Source organism: Mycobacterium sp. ML4, assembly GCF_054515735.1.
Window position 1 is genome coordinate 47,133 of record NZ_JBTNSY010000015.1, and the last position, 17,150, is coordinate 64,282.

18 protein-coding genes are annotated in these 17,150 nt (G+C 66.1%); 11 read left to right on the forward strand and 7 right to left on the reverse strand.

Going from position 1 to position 17,150, the window contains the following annotated elements; translation table 11 throughout:
* Window positions 1–239: 239 nt before the first annotated feature.
* Window positions 240–641, reverse strand: a complete 402-nt coding sequence (locus tag ACX9NE_RS17870) for a DUF732 domain-containing protein (RefSeq protein WP_459370743.1) — start codon at window positions 639–641, stop codon at window positions 240–242.
* Between the two features lie 340 nt (window positions 642–981).
* Here ACX9NE_RS17870 and ACX9NE_RS17875 point away from each other — a divergent pair, with 340 nt between their 5' ends.
* Window positions 982–2,268: a DEAD/DEAH box helicase gene (locus ACX9NE_RS17875; RefSeq protein ID WP_459363717.1), complete on the forward strand. Its 1,287-nt coding sequence runs from the start codon at window positions 982–984 to the stop codon at window positions 2,266–2,268.
* 17 nt (window positions 2,269–2,285) lie between these two features.
* On the opposite strand, the gene ACX9NE_RS17880 is transcribed toward ACX9NE_RS17875, so the two are convergent.
* From ACX9NE_RS17880 to ACX9NE_RS17895, 4 genes are all read right to left on the reverse strand, one after another.
* Window positions 2,286–2,594 (reverse strand): hypothetical protein, encoded by a 309-nt coding sequence (locus tag ACX9NE_RS17880; protein WP_459363716.1) that lies wholly within the window; start codon window positions 2,592–2,594, stop codon window positions 2,286–2,288.
* A gap of 212 nt (window positions 2,595–2,806) precedes the next feature.
* Window positions 2,807–3,913 (reverse strand): NDMA-dependent alcohol dehydrogenase, encoded by a 1,107-nt coding sequence (locus ACX9NE_RS17885; protein ID WP_459363715.1) that lies wholly within the window; start codon window positions 3,911–3,913, stop codon window positions 2,807–2,809.
* On the reverse strand, window positions 3,910–5,181 hold the full coding sequence (locus ACX9NE_RS17890; protein WP_459363714.1) for a cytochrome P450: 1,272 nt from the start codon (window positions 5,179–5,181) through the stop codon (window positions 3,910–3,912). The genes ACX9NE_RS17885 and ACX9NE_RS17890 overlap by 4 nt, the downstream gene beginning before the upstream one ends.
* A 101-nt stretch (window positions 5,182–5,282) precedes the next feature.
* Window positions 5,283–6,569 carry a sensor histidine kinase gene (locus ACX9NE_RS17895; protein WP_459363713.1) on the reverse strand — a complete coding sequence of 429 codons (1,287 nt, stop codon included), beginning with the start codon at window positions 6,567–6,569 and terminating at the stop codon, window positions 5,283–5,285.
* Window positions 6,570–6,605: 36 nt separating this feature from the next.
* Between ACX9NE_RS17895 and ACX9NE_RS17900 the strand changes: the two genes are divergently transcribed.
* Entirely contained in the window at window positions 6,606–7,280 is a 675-nt protein-coding gene (locus ACX9NE_RS17900) for a response regulator (RefSeq protein WP_459363712.1), read from the forward strand.
* On the opposite strand, the gene ACX9NE_RS17905 is transcribed toward ACX9NE_RS17900, so the two are convergent.
* Window positions 7,273–7,572: a ferredoxin gene (locus ACX9NE_RS17905; RefSeq protein WP_459363711.1), complete on the reverse strand. Its 300-nt coding sequence runs from the start codon at window positions 7,570–7,572 to the stop codon at window positions 7,273–7,275. The two genes, ACX9NE_RS17900 and ACX9NE_RS17905, sit on opposite strands and share 8 nt — an antisense overlap.
* A complete protein-coding gene (locus tag ACX9NE_RS17910; RefSeq protein ID WP_459363710.1) occupies window positions 7,569–8,297 on the reverse strand; it encodes a sensor domain-containing protein in 729 nt (242 codons plus the stop codon). The genes ACX9NE_RS17905 and ACX9NE_RS17910 overlap by 4 nt, the downstream gene beginning before the upstream one ends.
* A 148-nt stretch (window positions 8,298–8,445) precedes the next feature.
* On the opposite strand from ACX9NE_RS17910, the gene ACX9NE_RS17915 reads away from it, so the two are divergent.
* The 9 genes from ACX9NE_RS17915 (at window position 8,446) to ACX9NE_RS17955 (ending at window position 17,143) form a co-directional block, all read left to right on the forward strand.
* Window positions 8,446–9,036, forward strand: coding sequence for a MerR family transcriptional regulator (locus ACX9NE_RS17915; protein WP_459363709.1), 591 nt, complete (start codon window positions 8,446–8,448; stop codon window positions 9,034–9,036).
* Window positions 9,033–11,885, forward strand: coding sequence for a DUF4349 domain-containing protein (locus tag ACX9NE_RS17920; protein ID WP_459363708.1), 2,853 nt, complete (start codon window positions 9,033–9,035; stop codon window positions 11,883–11,885). Before ACX9NE_RS17915 ends, ACX9NE_RS17920 begins: the two co-directional genes overlap by 4 nt.
* 58 nt (window positions 11,886–11,943) lie before the next feature.
* The gene (locus ACX9NE_RS17925; protein ID WP_459363707.1) at window positions 11,944–12,456 is read left to right on the forward strand and encodes a hypothetical protein; all 513 of its coding nucleotides are present in this window, start codon (window positions 11,944–11,946) and stop codon (window positions 12,454–12,456) included.
* Between the two features lie 76 nt (window positions 12,457–12,532).
* On the forward strand, window positions 12,533–13,060 hold the full coding sequence (locus ACX9NE_RS17930; RefSeq protein ID WP_459377738.1) for an RES family NAD+ phosphorylase: 528 nt from the start codon (window positions 12,533–12,535) through the stop codon (window positions 13,058–13,060).
* A 43-nt stretch (window positions 13,061–13,103) separates the two neighbouring features.
* Window positions 13,104–14,012, forward strand: coding sequence for a hypothetical protein (locus ACX9NE_RS17935; protein ID WP_459363705.1), 909 nt, complete (start codon window positions 13,104–13,106; stop codon window positions 14,010–14,012).
* A 389-nt stretch (window positions 14,013–14,401) separates the two neighbouring features.
* Window positions 14,402–15,334 carry an SAM-dependent methyltransferase gene (locus ACX9NE_RS17940; protein ID WP_459363704.1) on the forward strand — a complete coding sequence of 311 codons (933 nt, stop codon included), beginning with the start codon at window positions 14,402–14,404 and terminating at the stop codon, window positions 15,332–15,334.
* On the forward strand, window positions 15,331–15,957 hold the full coding sequence (locus ACX9NE_RS17945) for a class I SAM-dependent methyltransferase (protein WP_459363703.1): 627 nt from the start codon (window positions 15,331–15,333) through the stop codon (window positions 15,955–15,957). The genes ACX9NE_RS17940 and ACX9NE_RS17945 overlap by 4 nt, the downstream gene beginning before the upstream one ends.
* 128 nt (window positions 15,958–16,085) lie before the next feature.
* Complete coding sequence (locus ACX9NE_RS17950) at window positions 16,086–16,562, forward strand: ATP-binding protein (RefSeq protein ID WP_459363702.1); 477 nt, start codon at window positions 16,086–16,088, stop codon at window positions 16,560–16,562.
* Between the two features lie 131 nt (window positions 16,563–16,693).
* Complete coding sequence (locus ACX9NE_RS17955) at window positions 16,694–17,143, forward strand: anti-sigma factor antagonist (RefSeq protein WP_459363701.1); 450 nt, start codon at window positions 16,694–16,696, stop codon at window positions 17,141–17,143.
* Window positions 17,144–17,150: the final 7 nt, after the last annotated feature.

Consider the following 17,150-nt stretch of genomic DNA (forward strand, 5'->3'; position numbering starts at 1 on the left):
GACTCTCGCGCAACAGGATACCGGTAACGTTCGCCATGTCGGTGCGTTCCTGTCGCGGCAGCCGCCAAGTCATCTGGTCGGCCCCCGCCCACCTGCGTCGTCAGGACCCTCTTCGTTGACACCTGTGGGAGCAGCGCGGGCATTCCGGCGTTCGAAGCGCCCCAGCTGGTCGAAAACGACATTACTGGCACCAATCATGCTGTGTGTCATGGCAACACGCAACGCGGACGGCCGCCGACTCACTCCACGGGCTGGCTCGGGTTCACCGGTTCACCGATCGTGGCGTTGTACTGCGGGCAGTAGGCCAGGGTCGCCGCGTTGACGATGTTCAGGGCGGTCTGCTCGTCGCCGACCTCCGACCCGCTGGCCAGGCCCAACGTTTCAACACCGCTGCCGGACAGCACGATGGTGGCAGCCTGGAGATCGGTTTGACCCTGCTCCCGGGCGGTGCAGACCTGTTGCGCCAGTGGGATTATCGATCGTGCTGCGGATTCTGTGACCGGCGGGTTGAACACCCGCGTCAGGTAGTCGACGAAGAAGGTCTCGCCACTGCCCGGCCCGGGCTCCGCGGCGGCCGCCGGGGCCATCGCCACCGCCGACGTTGCCAGACCGGCTACCACCCTACGTACGTTGCGCGACACTCTTCCTCCCGGTCAGCCCTGCGTCAGTGGACAGCCGAAAGTAACACCGACATCGCCTGGACGTTGAGAAACGCGCTGCATTAGGGCCATGCGCCCTCGTGAGATAGACTGTCCACAACGTTGGCCTTCCATTACTACCGCCAACACGTCGTGGAACGTTCCTCATCCCACCCGGCGCCAGCCCGAAATCGGGGCTCAGCGCGTCGTGTCCAGATGATCTGTGCGCCCAGCACTACGATCTCGCGGCGATCGATTTTGCCTCCCGGCAATCTCGCCAGAATTGTGCCCGCTGTGCGCGACCGTCGCGACACGGGCACACCGATGCCCGAAAGGCACCTGAGTGACCTCCGACAAGACCTTCGCCGACCTCGGCGTGCGTGCATCCCTGATCAGCGTGCTCGCCGCGACCGGCATCACCACGCCGTTCCCGATCCAGGTCCAGACCCTGCCAGACACACTCGCCGGGCGAGACGTGCTCGGACGGGGCAAGACCGGTAGCGGCAAGACCCTTGCGTTCTCGATTCCGTTGGTCAGCCGGCTCGCGTCCGCGAAGCGGCGCCCCGCGCGACCCTCTGGGTTGGTACTGGCCCCCACCCGTGAGCTGGCCACCCAGATCACCGCGACGCTTCAACCGCTGGCGGCCGCTTGCGATCTACGCGTGACCACGATTTTCGGTGGCGTATCGCAGAATCCGCAGGTGGCGGCGCTGCAATCCGGGGTCGATATCGTCGTGGCATGCCCGGGCCGGCTCGAAGACCTGATGAAGCAGCGCTTGATCAGCCTTGACGCGGTCCAGATCACGGTCATCGACGAGGCCGACCACATGGCCGATCTCGGGTTCTTGCCCGGCGTCACCCGTATCCTGGCCGCCACCCCGGCCGGGGGTCAGCGGCTGCTCTTCTCCGCGACCCTGGACAACGGCGTCGACAAGCTCGTCAAGCGTTTCCTGTGCGATCAGGTTCTGCATTCCGTCGACGAAGTGAACGCACCGATATCGGCAATGACCCATCACGTGTTCCACGTCGCCGGTGCGGAAGCCAAGAAGGAACTTGTGCACCGCCTGGCCTCCGGCGGTGGACGTCGAATCCTGTTCATGCGCACCAAACATCACGCCCGTAAACTCGCCAAGCAACTCACCGAAGCCGGTATTCCGTCAGTTGACCTGCACGGCAACCTTTCTCAGCCGGCGCGTGATCGCAATTTAGCAGCGTTCAGCACCGGTGAGGCCAGAGTTCTGGTCGCGACCGACATCGCCGCGCGGGGTGTGCACGTCGACGAGGTGGAGCTGGTGGTGCACATCGATCCGCCCACCGAGCACAAGGCATATCTGCACCGGTCCGGGCGTACCGCCCGAGCCGGAAACGCAGGCGACGTGGTTACTCTGGTATTGCCCGAGCAGCGCTCGGACACACGCGCGCTGCTCCGTAAGGCGGGTGTCCGCGTTGAACCGCAGCACGTGACGGCCGACTCCGCCCAAGTCCAGGCGTTGGTGGGTGAGGTTGCCCCATACCAGGCTCCTGCACCCAAAGCCGTTGCACCACAACAACGGTCTCAGCGACGTGGGTCGGGAGGCGCGGGGCGGCGGCGCCGTCGCCGACCCAGCGAGCTACAAAGAAGTGCTCGCTAGGCGGCGGAGTGGTCAAATCAAGCCGACTCGCATTCCGGGATCGTGACGTTCCTGAGTTTCAACTCATCGCAGTAGGCCTGGAAGTTCCGACCCTGCGCCTCGTCTTCGGCGATCTGATTCTCGAGACCGCAGGTGTTGTTCAGCAGACACGGGTCTTCCGGCGTTGCGGTGATGGACGTTGGTGCACTGTTACCGAGCGTCTGGGCTTCGGCCGCGCCGAAGCTGACCGCCACGCCACCGATCACCGCGGCAATCCAGATCAGCCGGATTGGGCGGCGCACCTGCCGAGGGCGCGACTGTGCGTTTACTGACATTTGCTCGGACATCTACCACTCCTTGATAGTTGACGGATCGTTTAGGCGTTTCCGGCTGCATTGGCGTCCCGCCACGACGCCAACGTTCGGGATCGTAGCTGCTCAGGCGCGAAACCGCCCGACGTAAACAAGCCTAGCGCAACTATTGCATATGGCATGATTTGCTGTCAAGGAGGGGTCACGGTCCAGCGGTGCCTCCGTCCCGCTCCAGCGGGACGTACCTGTCAAAAGCGGATGAGGCCCCGTAGATTCACCCCGGCATGCATGTCGGCGTAGCCCTCGTTGATCTCTTCGAGCGCGTATTCGCGGGTAACCAGTTCGTCCAGCTTCAGCCGCCCGGCCCGGTACAGGTCGAGCATCCGGGGAATATCGCGACGTGGGTTGGAAGAGCCGAAAAGCGATCCCCGGACCTGTTTTTCGTACAGCGTCAAATCGAACAGCGACATGGCGACACTGGCGTCGCTGGGGTGGGGGATGGCTGTCATCACCACCCGGCCGCGCTTGCCGACCAGGCTCAAAGCCTGTGCCACGTATTCGCCCTCGGCGGAGTCGGTGCTGACCACGCAGACGTCGGCCAGCTGACCGCGAGTCAGGTCGGTGACGAGGGATTGCGCCTGCTCGACGGTCGCCGCAGTGTGGGTGGCGCCGAATTCCAGCGAACGGGTGCGCTTGTACTCGATCGGGTCGAGCGCGACGATGACGCGCGCGCCGGCGATGCGTGCGCCCTGGACCGCGTTCATCCCGATGCCGCCTACACCCATTACCACGACGGTGTCGCCGTCGCCGGCTTCACCGGTACGCACCATGCTGCCGTAACCGGTGGTGACCCCACATCCGACGAGCGCCGCGGTGTCCAGCGCGGTGCCCTCGTCGACCTTGATGACCGAGGCCATCGGGACCACCGTGTACTCGGAAAACGTTCCCAGCACGCACATTTGGCCCAGCCCCTGGCCTCTGGCGTGGAACCGGTGGGTGCCGTCGAGTTGCGGCCCGGCGATGATCGCCGCACCGAGCACGCACAGGTTGCTCATGCCGCGCGCGCAGGGTTCGCAGCGGCCGCATGCCGGGATGAAACTGAGCACGACCGAATCACCTTCGGCGACCTCGGTGACGCCCGGGCCGACCTCGACCACCACCCCGGCGCCCTCGTGCCCGCCGACCACCGGCAACTGCATCGGCATGTCACCGGTGATCAGATGATCGTCGGAGTGGCACAGTCCGCTGGCGGTCAGCTTGACCAGAACCTCGTTTTGCTTAGGGCCGTCGAGGTCGACCTCTTCGACCTCCCACTTCTGGTGCAGGCCCCACAACACAGCGGCTTTGGTCTTCATCGTTCCGGCGTCCAGGTCGCGGGCAGGCTGTTGATGCCGTTGATGAAATTGGCGAGCGCATATTGGGGTTCGGGTGCCGAGATGTCGGGGATGCGGGTGTAGACCTCGGTAAGCAGCGCCTTGAGCATGGTGCGTGCCAGTGCGGCGCCGAGGCAGAAGTGCGGGCCGCCGCCGCCGAACGCAATGTGCGGGTTCGGGTTTCGCAAGATGTTAAAGGTGTGCGGATCATCGAAGACGTCTTCGTCCCGGTTGCCGGAGTAGTACCACAGCACGACCTTGTCGCCGGCCTTGATCTCCGCATCGCGCACAGTGACGTCCCGGGTGGCGGTGCGGCGCATGTGGAGCAACGGTGATCCCCAGCGCAGCACCTCCTCCACCGCAGTGCCGACCCGGCCCTCGACGTCCTCGACCAACAACGCACGCTGGTCGGGGAATTTGGACAGGGCCGCGATCGCGTGCGCCGAGGCATGTCGGGTGGTGTCGTTGGCCGCGACGCCCATCAGGACGAAGAAGGCGCGCAGTTCGTCGTCGGTCATCTTCTTGCCGTCGAACTCGGCCTGCACCATCCAGGTCATCAAGTCGTCTCCGGGGTTGGCCCGACGCTCCGGGATCAATTCCGATGCCACCGCGTGCAGGTCAAGCACGGCGCCCATGAACAGCTCCAGTTCGCTCTGCTCGCCGCGGATGTTCGGGTCGGTCCAGCCCACCAGCCGCTGGGCTGCGGTGACGGCCTTGTCGCGCAGATCGCCTTCGGGTAGGCCGAAGAAGCTGCCGAAGATCCGGCCGGGCAGTTTCACTGACACCAGTTGGACGAAGTCACCCTCGCCGAGATGAGCCATCTCGCTGACCAGGTCGTGCGCGTGGCCACGGATCCAACTCTCCAGCCGCCGCACGTTCTTGGGCTTGAACGCCTCGGTGGTGATGCCGCGCAGCTGGGTATGCCGCGGGGCGTCCATCGCGATGAACGACTGCGCGATCTCGACCGCCTCGGGAGCGAAGTCTTCCATCGTGATGCCTTGGGCCGACGAGAAAATCTCCGGATGGCGGCTGGCCATCCGGATGTCGTCCTGCTTGGTCAGCGACCAGAAGCCCCGGTTGTTGAGCTCCGGCGGCAGCAGGTCTGATTCCGCCGCCCGGCTCCACGGCACCGGGTTCTCCGCGCGCAGCACCGCGAAGGCCGCATCGCGCTCCTCGGGAGGTTTGGCCCAGAACGCACGGGCGCTCAGGTCGATGTCCTTGTAGGTGGGGTTGGTGGTAGGTGCGGTCATCCGAGGGTCCCTTTCTCGCCCGATGGACCCTATGGTGACCAGTGGGGCGGCGCAGCGTCACCGATGCGCGTGCCAATCACTGGCCTGTACGGGCCAACGGGTCAGCCCACCGGGGCGCGAAAGGTGGCGACCAGCCCGCCGCCGTCGCGGGCCGCGAAGTCGACGCGACCTCCCATCGCCTCGACGATCTGCTGGACGATCCAGAGGCCCAGACCGGCGGTGCCGCGCCGGCCGCCGAGGCTGACGTATTTGGTGGTCAGCTCGCCGAGGCTGTCGGCCGGGATGCCCGGACCGCGGTCGGCGACGGCGACCACCAACTCGTCGCCCTCGTGCGAGCACGTGACATCGACGGGTTCGTCTCGACCGTGCCGCGCGGCGTTCTCCAGCAAATTGGTCAGCACGCGCCGCAGTGCCTGCGCGTCCACCCAAACGGCACCGGCCTCGATGCTCAGCCGCAGCCGCGGCGGTGCCAGACCCGCGGCGTCGGCAGCGGCCAGAACCACGTCGGCGACGTCGACGCGGCGCACCCGGCCCGTCGAGAACGTCGGACGCCGGCTCAGCGCGACGTCGGAGAGGGCGTCGAGCATATCGCCGATGTGGTGCACGTGCCGCGCCACCAGTTGCAGACTGGTCTCCCGGTCACCGTCGGACATCGGTTGCGGGGCGATCAGCGCCTCGGTGAGTGCCTCCAAAGAGGCTACGGGCGTGCGGAATTCATGTACCAGCACCTGGAGTCCGTCTTGCTGGGATTGATAGGAGCGCAGCAGGCGGGCCCGGAGGTCGCGTTCCTCTTCGGCGGCGGCATGTTCGGCTTCGGCCTCGACCAGCGTCGTCAGTCGGGATCGGTGTTCCCGTTCGGCGAGCGCGGCCAGCCCGGCGGTGATGATCGCGACGAACAGCAGATACAGCGCCGACCAGCCGGCCAACAGCGCCGGCGCCGCGGTGACGGGCCGCCGTGGCGATGCCAGCAGTGCCACCGCGATATACGCGACCCCCAAAAGCACTGCAGCGGATAGGGTTTCGATCAAAGACAACCTGGCGGCCGAGGCGATGACGGCCAGCGCCAGCACCGATACCACCGGGCTGTAGACACCGCCGCTCAACGCGATCAGCGCGAGGGTGAACGCCGAGTCGAGTGCGGTGACCAGCCACGCGTACCGGGTGCGGCGAACCTCCGGCTGCGGATACGCCATCAGTGCGGCGGCATAGGCCATCGCTCCGCCGAGCACCACCACGGTGGCCGCGGCGTGCTCGCGGACCCAGTATGGTCCGATCGCCAACAACGCACCGATCGAGATCACCACGGCGACCCGTACCGCCACGACAGTGCGGGCCAGCCCGTAGTTCCCGTCGTCGAAGTCCGTCCTGAGCTGATCGAGCGGTCTCACCCGGCCGACCATAAGGTTTGGTCTAGCATCACGGCAATGACCCGCTCGCCGTACGTGGTGGTGATCGTCGACGACCACGAGCTGTTCGCGCAGGGGCTGGCGCTGTTGCTCACCCGCGAATGGGGCGAGTTGTTCACGGTAGGTGGCCAGACGACGTACGTCGAGGAGGCCGCCGATCTGGTAGCCCGCTGTAAGGCGGACGTGGCGATCATCGATCTCTCGATGCCGCCGCTGGGCGGGGTGGCGGCGATCCGGCACATCAAGGAGCGCCACCCCGGTACCCGGATTCTGGCGCTGTCCGGGACCGACGACCCGGGCCTGGCCGAGGGGGCGTTGCGGGCCGGCGCCGACGGGTTCCTGTCCAAGACCGCGCGCCCGGAGGCGCTGGCCGGGCCGTTGTGGACGATCGCTGAGGGGCTGCGGGTAATCGACGGAGCCCTACTCGACGCACTACTGAGCAACACCCGCAAACCGCCGCCGGCACTGTTGGAAAGTCTGAACGCCCAGGATCTCAGGCTATGGACGCTGCTGGCGACCGGCATGGAGACCGGCGACATAGCCCACCGGATGCTGGTGTCCGAGCGCACCGCCAAACGCATGGTGGCCGCGCTGCTGCACAAACTCGGGGTGGGCAACCGCATAGCCGCCGCGGCGCTCGCCGGTCGCTTCGGGATCCTCGATGAGGTTGCCGAAACCGACCGGCTCAGTTAAGGATTCTGATCGCCTGCGCGGGACACATCGCGGCAGCTTGAATCACCAACGGACGCTGGGCTTCCGGCGGATCCGGGTTGAGCACAACCGCCTGACCGGCGCCGTCCGGCAGATCGAACACCTCCGGTGCGGCCAGCAGGCACTGACCGTGGCCTTCGCACACCTCATAATCGACAGTGACGCGCATGAACACCTCCGGATTTGGCTGGTTGCGATCAAGTATCCGCGCCCCGGCCGAGGCGATGAGGGGTCCGGCCGCGCCAGAAGTGGCCTGCGCGGGCCAGAGTCTCACGACGTCGACTTCAGCAATTCGTTGATTTTCCTGAGCCGCTTGGTAACCAGTGCCTCGATATCCACCGAGCGGTCCGGTGAACAGGTCACGATCTCGGCAGCCACATTGGCCTTCGCGATCATCGCGAATTCGCAGATCCATTGCTGCCCAGCCAAGTTCGTCGTCCACTGGGCAACCTCGGATGGGCTCTGTGCCAACGGCGCCGGGTTCACCGTCATCTTGCGCTCGTCATCACCCCAGGCGGTGACGGGATGTTGGCACCTGGACACCGACTTTCGCACCGAGTCCAGGAATGCCGCAGCGTCGAAGTTGCCGGGATAGGTCGCCGACACCTCCAGCAGTTGGTGCTGGTCGGCTCGGTGGTCTTGCTGGGTGCGGGCCTCGCGGCCGGTGTAGTTCGTCGGGAACAGCGGAAAGCGGCCGAACGCGACGACGCCGTGGCACTCGGCAGGGTCCGCACCGATGAACAGCGCGGACTGCATGTCGTCCTCGGTGAGCGGGCTGTTCGCCGCCACCGAGAACGACCCGGATGGCGTCAGCAGATCCTCGAGTTGCGATGGCTGGATGGGCCCGCGGGAAGACGGACCCCCGGTCTTGGCCCGCGGGCTGCCGTCGACAACACTGGTGCAACCGGCAAGCACGACACAGCAGACCACCACGAGCCACCCAGCGGCGCCGGCATGCCGCCCGGCGCAGCGGCGCGCCGGAACGGAAAGGGAGCCCACGTCACGCACCGTTCCAGCATCCCCGATCGGTGCGCCGGACGCGCATTGAGGTGGCTTAACTCGTCAGAAGTGGACTCGGCTCGGCTGACCGCGGCGGCGACGAGTCCAAACATTGACAGTGTCATGGTAACAGTGTCAGGATCAGGCCATGCCGGAACAGGCGGCCTGGTCGTTGGACGAATTGGTGGGCCGGGTGTCGGCTGCGCTGGCTACCTCCGCGTACCCGGGATCGCCTAACGGGCGGGTCCGCGACCTCCCTGACCGGCGCGCCGTGCGGTGGTATACCACCACAGGACTGGTCGACCGGCCGGTCATGCAGGGACGCAACGCGATCTATCGGACCCGGCATTTGCTCCAGATCGTTGCGGTCAAACGCCTTCAGGCAAAAGGCTTGTCTCTCGCCGAGATCCAGGCCGAACTTGCCGGGGCGACTGACGACACGCTGCGCCGGCTTGCCGACCTGCCCGACGAAGTGCTCACGGTGCCGCCGGCGCATTCGCCGGCTATGGCGAGCCGGCGGACCCGCTTTTGGGCTGAACAGCCCGCGAAACCCACGACCGACGAGGCTGACACGGTCACGGCGCTGGCGGCGGTGAGCCTGCCCGGCGGCGCGATGTTGATACTGCCGGCACCGCCCCGAGACAACGACATCCCAGCGATTCGCTCGGCCGCCGCGCAGCTGCTGGAACTACTGGCCGATCGCGGCCTGCTATCCCTCGATGATCGGAGTTCCCTATGACCGTCCGTATCACGTCGATGACTGACGCCGAGACGCAATCCGACGACACCAGTCTGGGCGCTCTCTGCACCGAACGAGGCGGCCTACCGCTCGACCGCATCGATATACGTGCCGACATCACGGGGCTCACCAGCCAGGTTGAGGTCACTCAGGACTTCCTCAACACATTCGACGTACCTCTGGAAGCCAGTTACGTGTTCCCGCTGCCGGACCGGGCTGCGGTGATTGGAATGCGCATGACCGCGAACGGCCGCGTCGCGCATGCCGAACTGATCGAACGCGAGGCAGCCAGGCAGGCTTACGGCCGTGCCCTCACGTCGGGCCGGCGAGCATCGGTCGCCGAGGAGGAGCGGTCCGACGTGTTCACCATACGGGTCGGCAACATCCTTCCGGGGGAAAAGGTCAGCGTGGCAATCACACTCGTCAACCCACTGACCTACGCGGACGGCGAGGCGACGTTTCGGTTCCCGCTTGTCGTTGCGCCGCGGCACATCTCGGGCGAGCCGCTGGACGATGTCGCGGTCGGAGACGGCTATGCCGACGACACCGACGCTGTACCCGACGCCTCCCGCATCACGCCGCCGGCGCTGATATCCGGTTTCCCGCACTCAGTTCCGCTGACCATCGACGTCGGCATCAACCCGGCTGGGTTGAACCTGACCGGGGTGCGCTCCAGCCTGCCTACCCAACCATGCGGCGAGGGCCGCATCCGGGTACTGCCGGGGCAGCGGCCAAACCAAGATCTCTTCCTGCGCTTGGGATATCCCGCCGACGACTTCCCCAACTCGCTGATACTGGTCCCCGATGCCGACGGCGACGAGGGGACCTATGAGCTGATCGTGCTTCCACCGAATTCCAGCGCGCCGGCGCGGCCCCGAGATGTGGTTCTGCTGCTCGACTGCTCGGCAAGCATGGGTGGCTGGAAGATGCTGGCCGCACGGAGGGCCGCGGCGCGCATGATCGATACGCTGACCGAACCTGACAGGTTCGCAGTGCTCACCTTCAATGACGGCCATGACCGCCCCGCGGGTTTGCCCGATGAGTTGGTCGAGGCCACCGACCGCAACCGGTTTCGTGCGGTGGAACATCTCGCCGGAGTCGAAGCTGCCGGGGGCACTGAGCTTTTCGCGCCCCTACGGAAGGCGCTGGCGCTGCTGCGTGCAAGCGCCGGCCGGGACGCGGTCGTCATCCTGGTTACTGACGGTCAGGTCGGCAACGAGGACCAGTTGCTGGGCGGACTCGCGGCGGACTTGCGCCGAGTGCGTCTCGTGGCGATCGGTATCGACCAAGCGGTGAACGCCGGCTTGCTCGGGCGGTTGGCCAGTGCCGGCGGAGGCCGATGTGAGCTGGTGGAAAGCGAGGACCGCCTCGATGAGGCGATGGAAGCCATTCACCGTCGCCTCGGCGCACCGCTGGCTCATTCGCTGACACTGCGCGGGGAAGGTCTGACCGTCATCGACGACAGCATGACTCCGGCCAGGCTGCCGGACGCGTTGCCTGGGGTGCCGCTGGTGGTCAGTGGCCGGTATCGCGGAGCCGCCGACGGTTCAATCGTCCTGAGCGGGACGAATAACGAAGGTGCCGACTGGTCGATCGCCGTCGCCGGACAACGGGGAGATGCTCCCGCGGTGACGGCTGCGTGGGCGCGGGCGCACCTGCGTGACCTCGAGGACCGCTATGCCTGGGCAACGGGCGGATCAGCGCAGGGGTTGGCGAAGCGCATTGTCACTGCGTCGCTGCGGTTCGGCGTGCTGAGCCGGTTCACCGCCTACTTCTTGGTAGACGGGCGAATCGTCGCGAGCGGGGAAGCGCCGCACCGCGTCCTGCAGCCCGTCGAAGCCCCCGCGGGATGGGACCCGGGCCCGGGGGAGCCCGCAGCGTTGCACCCCGGACTCAAGTCGTCGCAGGCGCGGACGGTCAGGCTGCGCACCGTACTTGTGGTGGCGGTGGTCAGCGTCTTGGTCCTGGGCGGCGGCTGGGTGTGGTCGGTCGGACGGGGCGGTCTGCCGATGTCGACTCGCGACGGTGTCGTGGGCGGCAAGTTGACGGAGACACCGGAACAGAGCCGCTCCCGGCCCAACGGCCAGGTTCCGGCGACGGTGGGCGGCGGCATTGCCGATCAGACCACCCTCAGCCCGGCGCCGCTGGCACCACCCGCCGACAACAACGTCAAACGCGACATCGTCACCAATGGATCGCTGCAGCTGGTCGCCGCCAATCCCGGCGCCGTGGCCGACCGGCTTGCCGACTCGGTCAATGATGCTGGGGGACGAGTGGATTCGCGGTCGGAGCAATCCGGTGCCTCGTCGCCGCTCGTCGGTCTCGTGGTGCGCGTCCCCGTGGACAAACTGGACGGGGTGTTGGCCGCCGCGAAGAAACTCGGTCAGGTCCAGTCGATGTCGATCAGCCACACCGACGTGACCACTCAGCGCGTCGACCTCGATGCCCGCATCGACGCACTGCAGACGTCGGTCAAGCGCCTGCTGGAGCTGATGAGCAAGGCGGGCGATGTCGCCGATCTGCTGTCGGCCGAATCTTCGCTGACCCAACGACAAGCCGAGCTGGACTCGCTGAAAGCGCAACGCGGCACGCTGCATGACGAAATCGATTACGCCACAATCAATGTCAACATATCCGCTCCGTCGATGGCGGCCGAACCGGGATTCTTCGGCGAGCTGGCGCGAGGGTGGCACTCGATGATGACGGCCGCTCATGGCGGCTTTCTGACGATCGGTTTCCTGCTGCCATGGCTGGCGCTGTTGGCGGTGCCGGTCCTGGGCCTGGTGTTGGTGATGCGGCGGATTTCCTCGCCGCGGGTGCCCGCGGTTTCGCTGGCCGAAAGGGACTGAATGGAGCCAGCTCCGTTTCAATTGTTTCAATAGGCCCGCTCCGGGATAGGATGTCGACATGTCTCCTGTCAGTGCGCTCGTCAGCCAAGTCGAAGAACGGGTCCGGCGGGATCCGGATTTCGCGAAGCTCCTCGACGCGCTGCTGGACGTGCCGACGGCCCCCATGGCGGAACTGCGGCGCGTCGCCGCGCGCAAGCTCAACAGCAAACGTCGCGAGGCGGTGCTCAGCGACTTCCGGGCCGGGGCGCTGCCCACCCGGGAGGTGCAGGCGAAGCTGGGCTATGAGACACCGCAGGCGGTCCACGAGTTGCGCCGGCGCGGCAAGGTACTCGGCTTCACCGTCGGCAACAGCACCTGGTTTCCTGCGTGGCAGTTCGACGATGACCGGCTTCGTCCGGACCTGCCGGAAATTCTGGTCGTCCTGACGCGATTCACCTCCGACCCGGTTATCGCCGATCGCATCATGCGGATCAAACGCGACGAGTTGTCGGGCGCGTCCATCTCGGAGACTCTGCGCCGCAAGAAGACCGCAAGCACCGCGTGGCAGCTGCTCAACGCCGTCGGTGCCTAGCCTTTCCGGCGGCTACCGTCATCCACTGCCGCGGCAGCGTCCGGCCGGGCTGGCAAGCCGGACGGTGCCTGCGGGCGTGCAGCTGTGGAGAGTGGAAGCCGCCGAACCCGGGGACTGGACCTGGCGCGGTTTTCCCGAACCCCGCTTCCGGTTCGATCCGAAATCGGGTGGTTTCCGCACCCGCTATGCAGCAACGGCTGCTGAGGGCGCTTTTCGCGAACGTTATCGGGACACCGGCCGGACCGTACCCGCCGACCACGCAACGCAGTATTTGATCCGGCTCGTTGCCATCCGGCCGCTGCGCATATTCGACCTGAGGACCCAGCGCAATCTCGATGCCCTCGACGTCGACGACCAGATCAGTACGGGCCAGCGCATCCGGGTCTGGCGGCAATGCCATCACCTCGCCGACGCGGTCCGCCGCTGGTGGCCCGATCTCGACGCCATCGTGTACCGGTCGCGAACCACGCCTGAGACTTCAACGAACTACGCCTTCTTCAGCCATGCTCCGTTCACCACGGAATCCTGGGTGCTGAAAAGCCGGACCGATATCCTTTTCGACTTGGTGCTGCGGCACGACTTCACGGTCAATTGGGAGATCTGACCCGGTATCGTCGCGGGCCGCGTACCGTGCACGCACAGCCGTTTTGGTGGGGAGCAGCATGTCGGAGACTCAGACGCCCGGGGCGCCGCTGAATCAGCGGCTGCGCACCGCGTTGCGCGCGTTGGCACGCGCGTCGGCCCCCCGTCCGGCCGCGGCCCGGCGGGCCGCGAAAGACTTCGAGAAACCGCTGCTGCCGGCGGTGTGCGCGGAGGTCCGCTGGGCGTTCCATCCGCCGCGTACCTGGTTGTCGGGTGTCATGGCGAACCTGGTACTGGCGGCCGCATGGCTCTTGGTTCAGCCGCTGTCCGTCGTGCACAGCCATCACGTCACCCGCCATTTCCATCACAGTCAACTCGACTGGGTGGTGTTGGTCAGCACCTACTTCTCTTCATTCGTCCTCGCCGATGTGACGACCACTAATCTGCTTGGCGGCGACCATTATCGAGTCGCACGCGGCTTGTCGGACGGTGTGGCGCTATGGCGGATCCTGTTGATCAAGAACCTCGCCCTGATCGCGATCGTCGGGATGCCCACTTTCGTTGTCGCAGCGGCTCTGACGGTCTGGAAGGAAGGCGTACCGCAGATGGCGATGACGATCCCCAACGTTGCGGTGCCCGTCCTGTCCTGGCTCGGCGTCGGCAATGTCATCTCTGTGATGCATCCGGTGGGCGCCGACCCGCTTCTTCGCCGGTGGCGGCAGCGGCGCCATCTGCGGCGGACGGCTGGCTGGCTGACGGCAATCACGCTGCCCTACGCCCTGTATTACGTTGCCGACCCGATGGGCGGCATCGAGCATCGCGTGATGTGGACGCAGATCCCCGCGGCGATCGGACCGGTATTCGGGCGTGACACGAAAAGCTTCCTACATCTCGTCATGGCCGCCGGGGTCTGGATCCTCGGAACGGCCTTCGCGGTGTTGTGGGCGCGAAATCGCGGATTGCGGTTCGAGTGAGTCCGGCCGAGGCGTACGAAAACCCTTCCGCAAAGCGGACAATCGAGGCGACAGTCGACACGGGGTGGCACGATGGGCAATGCCCGTCGGCGCTGCGCAGTCGGCGCGTTCCTTTTCTCGGTCGCGGTGTCGCCGGCCTGTGCGGTGCCGGCGACCAGTCGGGCCGATGACAGCGCGCCCGGATGGGCGTGGAGCCCGGAACTACATGAATGCGTGTGCTTCCTGCCGCAGCCGGGCCCGGCGGACCCCGTGGACCCGGGTCAACCGAGCGGACCGGGCCGTTAGACCGCGGCGCCCGCTCGAGTCGCGGCGCTCCTTCGACCCAGTGATTAACCTAGCTAAGTGTTAAACTGGCTAAGTATTGTTCGGTCTGACATTGGAGAACAGGCGTGCCACGCACAGAAAATGACAGCTGGGACTTGGCGACGAGCGTGGGAGCCACCGCGACCATGGTGGCCGCCGCCCGCGCGATCGCGACCAACGCGGATAACCCCGTCATCAAAGACCAATTCGCAGAACCGCTGGTTCGGGCCGTCGGTGTCGACTTCTTTACCCGCTGGGTGACCGGCGACCTCGCCGCCGCCGACGTCGACGACGAGGAGTCCAGCTGGAAGCTTGGGCACATGCCCGCGGCGATGGCCGCCCGGACGCGCTTTTTCGACGCCTTCTTCCAGGACGCGACGCAGGCTGGCATCCGGCAGGCCGTCATCCTCGCCTCCGGTCTGGATTGCCGGGCCTACCGGCTGAGTTGGCCGGATGACATGACGGTGTTCGAGATCGACCAGCCGCAGGTCATCGCCTTCAAGACGAGCACGCTGAATGAACTGGGCGCAGCGCCGAAGGCTGACTTGCGCACCGTCGCCATCGACCTGCGGCAGGACTGGCCCGCGGCCCTTCGCGACGCAGGTCTGGATCCCCGGCGCCCAACGGCCTGGATCGCCGAGGGTTTACTCGGGTATCTGCCGCCCGAAGCACAGGATCTGCTGATGGACAACATCACCGCACTCAGCGCCGACGGCAGCCGGCTTGCGGTGGAAGCCATCCCGCCGCGGCCCGAGCTGGATGGCGAGCAGGCGCGCGAGATGATGCGCAGGTCCACGGCGAAGTGGCGTGAGCACGGCTTCGAGCTGGACTGGGACGAACTCGGCTTCGAAGGAGAGCGCAACGATGTCGCCAGTTACCTGGACGGGTTGGGCTGGCATTCGGTCGGTATACCGATGAGCCGGCTGCTGGCTGACCTGGGCCTGGAAGCCGTCCCGCAGTCTCACGACTCGGTGTCGATGGCGGACACCGTCTACTACGCCTCGGTACTGGGTAAGTGAGCGCACCGCGCCGCACCCTGAACGACGCCGTCACCGGCCTGTGGAGTTTCCTGTCCCCGGTCTACGACCTGCCTTTGCTGCAGCACTGGGTTTACCGGCCGTCACACGACGAGGTGATCGCCCAACTGCGTGCTCGCGAGTCCCGCCGGATTGCCGACATCGCTTGCGGCACTGGCATTCTCAGTGATCGAATCGAGCGTGAACTGCGGCCCGAGCGAATCTACGGCGTTGACATGTCCGACGGCATGCTGGCTCGGGCTCGAGCCAGGTCCGATCGGGTGCGGTGGTTGCGAAGCCCGGCCGAGCAGCTTCCCGTCGAGGACGGTGCGCTGGACGCGGTGGTGACGACCTCGGCGTTTCACTTCTTCGACCAGCCGGCGGCACTGCGCGAGTTCCACCGCGTGCTCGAGCCCGGTGGCCTGGTCGCCGTCGCGACCCTGAGTGCGCGCCGAAACCTCGTGCAGGTTCCGAGCCGTTGGAAACCGCAGCACAATCCGCCGCCGCAGGAAATGCGGGCGCTTTTCGAAGACGCCGGATTCACGGTCAGTGACCAGCACCGCATCCGTCGTCCGATCTGGACGAAGGCCATTTCCGATCTCATCACGGTCGGCAGAAAGACCTAGCATCCTGCGCCTTCGCTGGCCACTTCGGCGTGACGGGACGGTCACGATCGCACCACAGCTCCCCAAAATCTATGGGGGACCGATCACATCAGGTGTACCCGCTGAGGCAATCGGGTAGCCGACTTGCCGTGAGCGGTTCTGCGTCAAGCGAATTCATCGGCATCGGTGATGCCGATGGGCTGCGGCTTTCGCACACCGGCACTGCCGTCGCGCGGACCGTGGTCGCGTTTCGGCACTCGTTCAGCCAATGGTTGGAGCTTCACCTCGAGCTCAGCGAAGAGCGCGTCGCCGACGTCGTTCTGGCCACTGACGAAGCGATGTCCAACTGCGCAGATCATGCCTACCGGGTGACCGACGACGTTGGAAATATGACGCTGGAGATCGCCTACTACCCGGTCACCAGGGAGCTCAAGGTGTGTGTCGTCGACCACGGCCGCTGGCTTGAACCCGACTTCCCGCCGTCCACTCTGCGCGGCCGCGGCATCCATCTCATGCATGCACTCGCCGATGACTGCACCATCGACGGGGGCCGGGAAGGCACCACCGTGCGCCTGTGCTTCGGCGACTGTTCGCCGAAGAGTTTCGTGCTCAGCCAAGCCAGTTGAAGCCCGGCCGCGCGAGCCGGTGAGCCATGGGGTTTCAACAACCGCGAATACGGCTAAACCTCGTCAGGTTGCAGACACGGGGCCGCTGATGGTCGTCCACCGTCGTGGTCCCTGACACTGAGGAGCGCGTGATGAGTCTTGCCGCCACCGAGGTATTCGCCGCCCCATTGCGTCTGAGCCCGCGTCTGGTCTCCGAACTCGGGGCCGAGACCAGCACATTACGCGCGGCGGTACAGGGCTTCGAGGCTGCGGTCATCGTCTACGCCGGTGGTGAGATCGACGCTTTCAACGACGACACGTGGCGGTTGTTGCTTGCGGAGGCGTCGGCGTTTGCCGGTCCGCCGCAGGTGTTCATGGTCGACGTGAACAGCGTGGAGTTCATGTCGTGCTCTTCTTTTCTGGCGCTCGCCGACGAGGCGAGCCGTTGCCGGGAGCGCGGAATCGGCCTGTGCCTGGTCAGCCTGCACCCGTCCGTCGCCCGGACCGTGGCGGCGTGCGGCCTCAGCGAGGTACTTACGGTGCACGAAACCGCGCCGCAGTGCTTGCAACTCGTGCAGCGCAGGCGCGAGCAGGCTAGCTGACGGCCTG